At 71.8% G+C, this 8,951-nt stretch carries 9 protein-coding genes; 1 reads left to right on the top strand and 8 read right to left on the bottom strand.

The window, feature by feature from the left end:
• From AC30N0_RS02550 to AC30N0_RS02530, 5 genes are all read right to left on the bottom strand, one after another.
• Positions 1–2,609, bottom strand: a 2,609-nt coding sequence (locus AC30N0_RS02550) for an efflux RND transporter permease subunit (protein ID WP_489516369.1), incomplete at its 3' end; no start/stop codon positions are given.
• A 10-nt stretch (positions 2,610–2,619) separates the two neighbouring features.
• Positions 2,620–3,837, bottom strand: a complete 1,218-nt coding sequence (locus tag AC30N0_RS02545) for an efflux RND transporter periplasmic adaptor subunit (protein ID WP_489516368.1) — start codon at positions 3,835–3,837, stop codon at positions 2,620–2,622.
• An 88-nt stretch (positions 3,838–3,925) separates the two neighbouring features.
• Entirely contained in the window at positions 3,926–4,375 is a 450-nt protein-coding gene (gene dut / locus AC30N0_RS02540; RefSeq protein ID WP_489516367.1) for a dUTP diphosphatase, read from the bottom strand.
• A gap of 4 nt (positions 4,376–4,379) precedes the next feature.
• Entirely contained in the window at positions 4,380–5,621 is a 1,242-nt protein-coding gene (gene coaBC, locus AC30N0_RS02535) for a bifunctional phosphopantothenoylcysteine decarboxylase/phosphopantothenate--cysteine ligase CoaBC (RefSeq protein WP_489516366.1), read from the bottom strand.
• 16 nt (positions 5,622–5,637) lie between these two features.
• Positions 5,638–6,204, bottom strand: coding sequence for a TlpA disulfide reductase family protein (locus AC30N0_RS02530; RefSeq protein WP_489516365.1), 567 nt, complete (start codon positions 6,202–6,204; stop codon positions 5,638–5,640).
• Between the two features lie 38 nt (positions 6,205–6,242).
• Between AC30N0_RS02530 and egtD the strand changes: the two genes are divergently transcribed.
• Entirely contained in the window at positions 6,243–7,208 is a 966-nt protein-coding gene (gene egtD / locus AC30N0_RS02525) for an L-histidine N(alpha)-methyltransferase (protein ID WP_489516364.1), read from the top strand.
• Positions 7,209–7,250: 42 nt separating this feature from the next.
• Here the strand turns inward: egtD and AC30N0_RS02520 are convergent, their stop codons facing one another.
• From AC30N0_RS02520 to AC30N0_RS02510, 3 genes are all read right to left on the bottom strand, one after another.
• Entirely contained in the window at positions 7,251–8,123 is an 873-nt protein-coding gene (locus AC30N0_RS02520) for a dienelactone hydrolase family protein (protein ID WP_489516363.1), read from the bottom strand.
• The gene (locus AC30N0_RS02515; protein WP_489516362.1) at positions 8,120–8,335 is read right to left on the bottom strand and encodes a hypothetical protein; all 216 of its coding nucleotides are present in this window, start codon (positions 8,333–8,335) and stop codon (positions 8,120–8,122) included. The genes AC30N0_RS02520 and AC30N0_RS02515 overlap by 4 nt, the downstream gene beginning before the upstream one ends.
• Before the next feature lie 49 nt (positions 8,336–8,384).
• Positions 8,385–8,951: RibD family protein (locus tag AC30N0_RS02510; protein WP_489516361.1), on the bottom strand; the 567-nt coding region annotated here is incomplete at its 5' end.

Raw genomic sequence — 8,951 nt, 5'->3', positions numbered from 1 at the left:
CCGAGCAGGACATAGATCACCAGCAGGGCCGAGACGATCAGGATCGCCTGGCTGCCCTGCGAGCTCTTGAACACCGCCGCATCGCCGCCGTAGCGCGTGATCACCGAGGCCGGCAGGGCAATCTGCTCGCGGTAGCGCTCGCTCTTCGCCGTCGCGTCGCCGAGCGCGACGCCGGGAGCGAGGTTGAACGAGACCGTCACCGCCTGCAGCTGGCCGACGTGGTTGATCGAGGTCGGCCCGACCGAGCGGGTCACGGTGGTGAAGCTGGACAGCGGCACGAGCGCTCCCGTCGACGAGCGGACGAAGATGTTGCTGAAGGCGCTCTCGTCCTGCTTCGCGCTCGGCGCGACTTCCATGATCACCTGGTAGCTGTCGACCGGCGTGTAGATCGTCGAGACCTGGCGCTCGCCGAAGGCGCTGAAGAGCGCATTGCGGATCCCCTCGATGGAGACGCCGAGCGTGTTGGCGCGATCGCGATCGATCTGCAGCGACGCCTGCAGGCCCTTCAGCTGCGAGTCGCTCGTCACGTCGCGGAACATGGGGTCGGCCCGCATCGGCTCCTGCAGCTTCTGGGCCCAGTCGTTCAGCTCGTCGGCCTTCACGCTCTGCAGGATGTACTGGTATTGCGCCTTGCTCGGCCGGCCGCCGAGCTGCAGGTTCTGGATCGGCTGCATGTAGGCGGTGATGCCCGGCACCTCGCGCACCTTCTTGCGCAGGCCCTCGATGACTTCCTTCATCGGCAGGCGCTGGCCGCGCGGCTTGAGGTTGACGAAGAGCCGGCCGGTGTTCTGCGCCCCGCCGCCGCCGTTGAACGAGTTCACCGTCTGGACATTCGGGTCCTCGCGCACGATGGCGGCGACGCGGCTCTGCAGCTGCACCATCGCCGGGAACGACGTGTCCTCGGAGGCTTCGGTCGTGATCCGGATCTGGCCGATGTCCTCCTGGGGAAAGAAGCCCTTGGGGATGGTCACGAAGAGCCAGGCCGTGGCGGCGAAGGTGGCAAGGGCGACGACGAGGACCAGCGGCCGGTGCGCCAGGGCCCGGTCGAGGGTCCGGGTGTAGGCACCGAGCAGGCCGTTGAAGCCGCGCTCGAAGGAGCGGACCAGCGCACCGGGCCGCTTCATCTGCGTGTCGTTCTTCAGGAAGCGGCTGGCCAGCATCGGCACCAGCGTGAGCGAAACGAACGCCGAGGCCAGGATCGCCAGCGAGACGATGACCGCGAACTCGTGGAACAGCAGGCCGATGACGCCCGGCATGAAGAAGATCGGAATGAAGACGGCGATCAGCGAGCTCGAGATGGAGTTGATCGTGAAGCCGACCTCGCGCGAGCCGCGCAGCGCGGCCTGGAACGGCGGCACGCCCTCCTCGACGTGGCGCATGATGTTCTCGAGCATCACGATGGCGTCGTCGACGACCAGCCCGACGGCCAGCGTCAGCCCGAGCAGGGAGATGTTGTCGATGGTGTAGCCGAACGCCCACAGCAGCGACACCGCGCCGATCAGCGAGACCGGCAGCGACAGCGTCGGGATGAGCGTGGCGACGAAGCGGCGCAGGAACAGGAAGATCACCAGGACGACGAGGACGATGGTCCCGAACATCGTCAGGGTGACGTCGTGCAGCGCCTCGCGGATCGAGACCGAGCGGTCGTTGACCAGGCTGATGCGCACCGACTGCGGCAGCTGCGACTGGAAGCCGGCCAGCGCCGCGCGCACGGCGTCGACCACCTGCACCGTGTTGGCGTCGGTCTGGCGCAGGACGGCCAGCGAGATCGAGGTCTCGCCGTTAAAGGTCGCCGCGGTCTTGACGGTCTCGAAGCTGTCCTCGACCTGGGCCACGTCGCGCAGGCGGACCGGGCTGCCGTTGCGGTTGCTGACGATCAGGTCGGCGAACTCGGCCGCGTTGCGCAGCTGCTGGTTCGCCTGCAGGGTGAGCGTCTGCGAGCGACCTTCCAGGGTACCCACCGGCGTGTTCGCATTGGCTTCGCGCAGCGCGTTGGTCAGCTCGTCGAGGCTGATGTTGCGCGCGGCGAGCGCGTCGGGCAGGACCCGGGCCCGCACGGCGTAGCGCTTCTGGCCGAAGATGTTCACCTGCGCCACGCCCTCGATGGTCGACAGCGTCGGCGACACCAGGTGCTCGGCGAAGTCGTTCAGGTCCGAGAGGCTGAGCGACGGCGAGGTCATCGCCAGGAACAGGATCGGCGCGTCGGCCGGATTGACCTTCCGGTACGACGGCGGGACGGTCATGTCCTGCGGCAGCTGCCGCTGCGCGCGCAGGAGCGCAGCCTGCACGTCGACGGCGGCGGCGTCGATGTCGCGGTTCTGGTCGAACTCGAGCGTCACCGAGGTCGACCCGAGCGTGCTCGCCGAGCTGATGATGGCCAGCCCGGGGATGGTCTGGAACTGCTTCTCGAGCGGCAGCGCCACGGACGTCGCCATCGTCTCCGGGCTGGCGCCGGGCAGCTGCGCCGAGACGTTGATGACCGGGGTGTTGTAGCTCGGCAGGGCGGCGACCGGAATCTTGCTCACGGCGATGGCGCCGGCGACGACGATCGCCAGGTTGAGCAGCACCGTCAGCACCGGCCGCCGGATGAAGAGCTCGGACAGGTTCATGGCGACCTCCTCACGGTGCCGGCGACGGGCCCGAGGCCGCGGCGCTTGCGCTGCGTCCCCGGCCCGCGGCAGCGCCGGCCGGCCGGTCGATCACCGCCGACCCGGGGCGCAGGTTCTGGCGGCCTTCGACGACGACGCGCTCGCCGGGCCGGACGCCGGTCACGGCCGCGTCCTCGCCGCTGGCATGGACGACCTCGACCAGGCGGGCCGCGGCCCGGTTCGACGCGTCGACGACGTAGACGACCCTGCCGCGCGGACTCTCGATGATCGCCGCCTGCGGGATCACGCTGGCGTCCTTCAGCGTCTGCACGGCCAGGCGCACGGCCACGAAGGCGCCCGGCCAGAGCCGCTCCTCCTTGTTGGCGAACTCGGCCTTGACGCGCACCGATCCCGAGCTGGCCTCGACGACGTTGTCGACGAACTGCAGCCGGCCAGCGATCGTCCCGCCGCTCTCGGGCAGGACCGCGAGCACCTTGCCGCCACCGCTGCGCAGCGTCGCCAGGGCGTCGCCGAGGTTGCGCTGCGGCAGGCTGAAGGCCACGGCGATCGGGTCGAGCTGGGTGATCGTCACCAGCGGCGCGGAGCTCGGCTGGACGTAGCTCCCGGCGAAGACGTTGATGGCCCCTGCTCGCCCGGCGCCCGGCGCCTTGATGCGGCTGTAGGAGAGCCCGACCTGGGCCGCATCGATCGCGGCGCGGCTCGAGGCGACGACGGCACGCTGCGAATCGACGAGCGTCTGCGTCGTGTCGACCGCGCTCTGCGAGATGAAGTTCTGCGCGAACAGGTCGCGGCTGCGCGCCAATTGCCGCTCGGCGTCGGCGAGTGCCGCTTGGTCCTTGGCGAGCTGGGCCCGGGCCTTGGCTACGTTGACCTCGTCGTTGCGGGCGTCGAGCGTGAAGAGCAGCTGGCCGGCGCTGACGAACTGACCCTCGCGGATGTGCACCTTGTTGACGACCGCGGCGACCTGCGGCCGGATCTCGACGCTGTTCAGCGCCGAGACGGTGCCGGTCGCCTCGAGGACGACCGGGACGTCGCGCTTCTGCACGGCCACCGTCGTGACGCTCACCGGCGGGCCACCGGCGCCGGACGCGCCTGGCCCGGAAGCTCTCGCCGCTGCCGGGGCGACGCCGTCCGCCGGGCTCGCCGGCTTGCCGCGCACGAAGACGTAGCCTGCCCCGGCTCCCACGAGCACGGCCACGGCGAGCCAGCCGATCAGCGACTTCTTCATGCGTCGGCGATTGTGATGGCTGGGGAACACCCTGTGACCCCGGGGGCCGGGCCAGCCGCCGAGCGGTACACCGCCGCGCTGCCGGGCGTCAGGCGCGACCGGTGGAGCCGAACCCGGCGCTGCCGCGGCCGCTCGCGTCGAAGGCGTCGACCACCCGGAAGGACGCCTGGACGACGGGGACGATCACCAGCTGGGCGATCCGCTCGAAAGGCTCGACGGTGAACGGCGACTGCCCCCGGTTCCAGCAGCTCACCATGAGCGGCCCCTGGTAGTCGGAGTCGATCAGGCCGACCAGGTTGCCGAGGACGATGCCGTGCTTGTGGCCGAGGCCGGAGCGCGGCAGGATCATCGCCGCGAGGTTCGGGTCGGCGACGTGGATCGCCAGGCCGGTCGACAGCAGCCGGGCCTCGCCGGGCGCGAGGATCAGCGGCGCGTCGAGGCAGGCGCGCAGGTCGAGGCCGGCGCTGCCCGGGGTCGCGTACGCCGGCAGCCGGTCCGCCATGCGCGGGTCGAGGATCCGGACTTCGATCGCGACCACGTCGTCAGCGCCCGCGCGGCGGGCGCCCGGCGATGCGCGATGCGATCTCGGCCACCAGCTGGCGGGCGAGCGCGAGCTTGCCGGCGCGCGGCAGCTCGCGCGCGCCCTCGGCATCGATCAGCGTCAAGGTGTTGTCGTCGCGGCCGAAGGTCGCCGGGCCGAGGTTGGCAACGATCAAGGGCACGCGCTTCCTGGCCAGCTTCTCGCGCGCGTGCGCCAGCAGGTTGTCGCTCTCGGCGGCGAACCCGACGCAGTACGGCGGCGACGGCAAGGCAGCGACGCTGGCCAGGATGTCGGGGTTCTCGACCAGCTCGAAGGCGGGCGTCGCATGGCCCGCGGTCTTCTTGATCTTCGCCGTCGAGACGCCGGCGATGCGCCAGTCGGCGACCGCGGCGGTGGCGATGAAGACGTCGCTCTGCGGCGCCACCGCGAGCGTGGCCGCGTGCATCTCCTGGGCCGTGCCGACATCGACGCGGCGCACGTGCCGGGGCGTCTCCAGGGCGACCGGGCCGGCGACGAGGGTCACGTCGGCGCCCGCCTCGGCGGCGGCGCGGGCGATGGCGAAGCCCATCTTGCCGCTCGAGCGGTTCGTCAGGCCGCGCACCGGATCGATCGGCTCGAAGGTCGGCCCGGCCGTGACGAGCACGCTGCGGCCGGCGAGCCGCTTCGGCTGGAAGAACGAGATCACGTCGGCGAGGAGCTCGGCCGGCTCGAGCATCCGCCCGTCGCCGACTTCGCCGCAGGCCTGGTCGCCGCTGCCGGGGCCGAGCACCGTCGTGCCGTCGCCGCGCAGCTGGGCGACGTTGCGCTGCGTGGCCGGGTGCGCCCACATCTCGCGGTTCATGGCCGGCGCGACGAGCAGCGGGCAGCGCTCGAGCGGCCGGGCCAGGCACAGCAGCGAGAGCAGGTCGTCGGCGCGGCCGTGCAGCAGCTTGGCCAGGAAGTCGGCGCTCGCCGGCGCGACCAGCACAGCGTGGGCTTCGCGGGTGAGGTTGATGTGCGCCATGCTGTTGGCCTCGCGCCCGTCCCACTGGCTGGTGTAGACGCTGCGGTTCGACAGCGCCTGCAGCGTGGTCGCGGTGATGAAGTGCTCCGCCGCCTCGGTCATCACGACCTGGACCGTGGCGCCGGCCTTGACCAGTTCGCGCACCAGCTCGGCCGCCTTGTAGCAGGCGATGCCGCCGGACAGGCCGAGCACCAGATGGCGGCCGGCGAGCTCGGCGGTGGCAGCGAAGGCGGTGCCCAAGGCGATGGCGCTCCCTTCAGTTCTTGGCGCGCGCGCCGACCATCGGGTCGAGCAAGGCGTTCGCCTCGGCACCGGCCCAGTCCAGGTCGCCGAGAACCACCTGCACCGGCATGCCGTCGCGGCCGATCAGCACCGTGCTCGGGAAGACGCGCGGGGTCCAGTCGAAGGTCGCGTCGCCGTCGGCGTCGAGCAGGATCGGCAGCTTGAGCGGAAGGCGCTCGAGGAAGCGACGGATCACCTCCGGTGCCTCCTTGTAGTTCACCGTCAGTACGGTCACGCCGGATGCGGCTCGGCGCGCCGCCATCGCTTCGAGCGACGGCATCTCGATGCGGCAGGGCTCGCACCACGTGGCCCAGAAGTTCAGCACCACCACCTGGCCCTTGAGCGGCTCGAGGCGCCAGCGCTTGCCGTTCAGGTCGACCAGGTCGAAGGGCGGGACCGGCCGGCCGGGCGGCCACGGCCGAACGGCGTGGGCAGCGAGCGCAGGCCGCACGCCGCAGGCGCCGAGGCCGAGCAGCGACGCCGCGCGCAGGGCATGGCGGCGACCCCGGTCGGGCGATGCGGCAGCGCGGCGAATGGCCATGGCCTGCATTCTGGGCGATTGCACGCTAAGGTGCGCGCATGGCCGAATCGAAGACGCCGCGCTTCATCCAGACCTGGCGGGCCGATGCCGCGGCCGAGCGCGACGCCACGCTCGCGGCGCTCTGCGCCGAGCGCGCCAGCCTGGCGCCGAAGTTCTTCTACGACCGGCTCGGCTCGCAGCTCTTCGAGGCCATCACCGAACTGCCCGAGTACTACCCGACGCGGACCGAGGCGGCCATCGTCGAGGCGCACGGCGCGACGATGGGCGCGGCGATCGGCTCGGCGATGACGCTGGTCGACCTCGGCGCCGGCAACTGCGCCAAGGCGCTGCGCCTGTTCCCGCTGCTCGAGCCGCGCCGCTACGTCGCCGTCGACGTCTCGGTCGAGTTCCTGCGCGACGCGCTGCGCCAGGTGCAGCGCGAGCATCCGCGCCTCGACATCGTCGGCCTCGGCCAGGACTTCTCCTCGGCGCTCGAGCTCCCGGCCGACGTGGTCGGCGAGCAGCGGCCGGTCTTCTTCTACCCCGGCTCGAGCATCGGCAATTTCACGCCAGCGGACGCGCTCGCCTTCCTGCGCCGCGTCCGCGCGCGTGCGTCGGGCGGCGGGCTGCTGATCGGGGTCGACCTGGTCAAGCCGAAGCCAGTGCTCGACGCCGCCTACGACGACCCGCTCGGCGTCACCGCCGCCTTCAACCTGAATGCGCTGCGCCACCTGAACCGCCTGGTCGGCAGCGACTTCGATCCGCGCCAGTGGCGCCACGTCGCCTTCTTCGACGAGGCCCGTTCACGCATCGAGATGCACCTCGAGGCACGCGAGGCCCTGACTTGTGCCTGGCCCGGCGGCTCGCGCCGCTTCACTGTGGGCGAGCGCATCCACACCGAGAACTCGTGCAAGTACCTGCTCGGAGCGTTCGAGTCGATGCTCGTCGAGGCGGGCTTTCGCAGGCCGCAGCACTGGACCGATCCGCTCGGCTGGTTCGCTGTGTTCTGGGCCGCGGCCGACTAGTCGCGGCGGGCCGGCGCGGACCGGCTCGCGCCGCTGCCGCGCCTAGTGCGCGTCGAGGAAGCGAATCAGGCGCTCGCGCGAGGCACGCCAGGCCTCGGGATGGCCACCCACGTGCACGCCCTGCCCCGGGCGCACGCCGTTCGGCACGTCCTTGCGCAGGCGCACCGGCGCCGCCGAGTCGAAGCCGTGCCAGGCGCCGGCATAGCTCTCGATCTCCGGCTTCGGGTCGACGCCCTTGCGGGCGAGATCGCGGCAGGGTGCCGCTGGGGTCCAGTCGTCGAGCTCACCGAGCAGGATGAGCAGCGGCCCCGTCGGCTCGTAGCCGCGCCGCAGCTCGTTCTCGCAGCCCGGGTAGAAGGCGATCGCGAACGCCGGCTTGAGCGGTGCCGAGGCCACGTCGCGGTGGCGCCCGTTGGTCGCTGCGAGCACGGCGCTGCCGCCGTTCGACCAGCCGACGAGGCCGATCCGCGCCGGGTCGACATCCCTGCGCTCGGCGAGGTAGGAGACGGCGCCGAGCGCGTCCATGCGCCGGTGCGCGATCGTGACGCGGCGGCTGCCGGTGCGCTGGGTGCAGAGCTCTTTCTCGTAGCGGGGCGTCAGCGAGTCGACGACCAGGGCGTGCATGCCGCGGCCGTTGAACAGCGCGGCGTAGTCGCGCATGCGCTGGCCGAGCCCGCCCTGGCGGTCGTAGGCGCCGCCGCAGCCGTGGAACAGGGCGACCGTCGCAGCCGGCCGCTCGCCGGGCGCGGCGAAGAAGAAGCCGGTGAGGACGACGGGCGCACGACCCGCCCCGTCGAGGCTGGGGAACGAGACGCGCTCCGGGGCGGCGGCCGAGGCAGGCAGCAACGCCGACCAGGCGACGCAGACCGCGACTGCAACCCGGGACGCCAGCCTTGCGCGGGCCGGACTGCTCACGGCGCTGCCTGCCCGATGACCGGCGGCCTGGGATGCAGCCGGGCCATGGCGAAGACATCGACATAGCAGCCGTCGCGCATCGCATAGCCGCGGTGCCTGCCCTCGACCTCGAAGCCGAACTTGCGGTAGAGCGCGATCGCGCGCTCGTTGAGCTCCTCGTTGGTGTGCGGCATCTGCATCAACCCGGCGTACACCTCGGGCTCGTTCATCATGCGGGGAAGGCCGCGGCATCGTCGGGCCCGACGCGGCGGATGGTGATCGTCACGTCCCTCTCCGGCTGCGGTAGTGGAGGAAGACCTCGTCGGACTCGACCTCGGCCGAGAGCAGCTCGAGCCGGTGCAGCCGGTCGCGGTCGAAGCCCTCGCCGTCGACCAGCGACGGCGCCGGCCCGCCGACGACGAGCGGGCACAGGGTCACGTGCATCTCGTCGATCGCGTCGGCGGCGAGGAACTGGAACAGCAGGTCGCCGCCGGCCTCGACGAGCAGCCGCTCGACGCCGCGCCGCGCGAGCTGCTCGAGCATCCAGGCCACCGGCAGGTCGCCCTCTCCCGGCCAGGCCTCGACCTCGGCCGCGAAGCCAGCGGGCACCGAGCCGGCGCGCGTCAGGAAGAGGGGGCGGATCGCCGCCTCGGCCAGGAACCCCGGCTCGAGCGGCACGTCGAGGCTGCGCGTGACGACGACGTTCCAGGGCCGCCCGCGCAGGCGGGCCCGGTCGGGCTCGTCCGGGAGGGCGGGATGCGGCCAGTTGCGGAAGGTGGCGCCGCCGACGAGGACGGCATCGGCCTCGCTGCGCAGCCGGCTCATGCGCGCGTGGTCGCGGGCACTGCC

Source organism: Rhizobacter sp., from assembly GCF_031412495.1.
Lineage (GTDB): Bacteria > Pseudomonadota > Gammaproteobacteria > Burkholderiales > Burkholderiaceae_C > Schlegelella_A.
The sequence above is the reverse complement of the archived record's forward strand: the minus strand, read 5'-3'. Positions and strand labels throughout refer to the sequence as shown.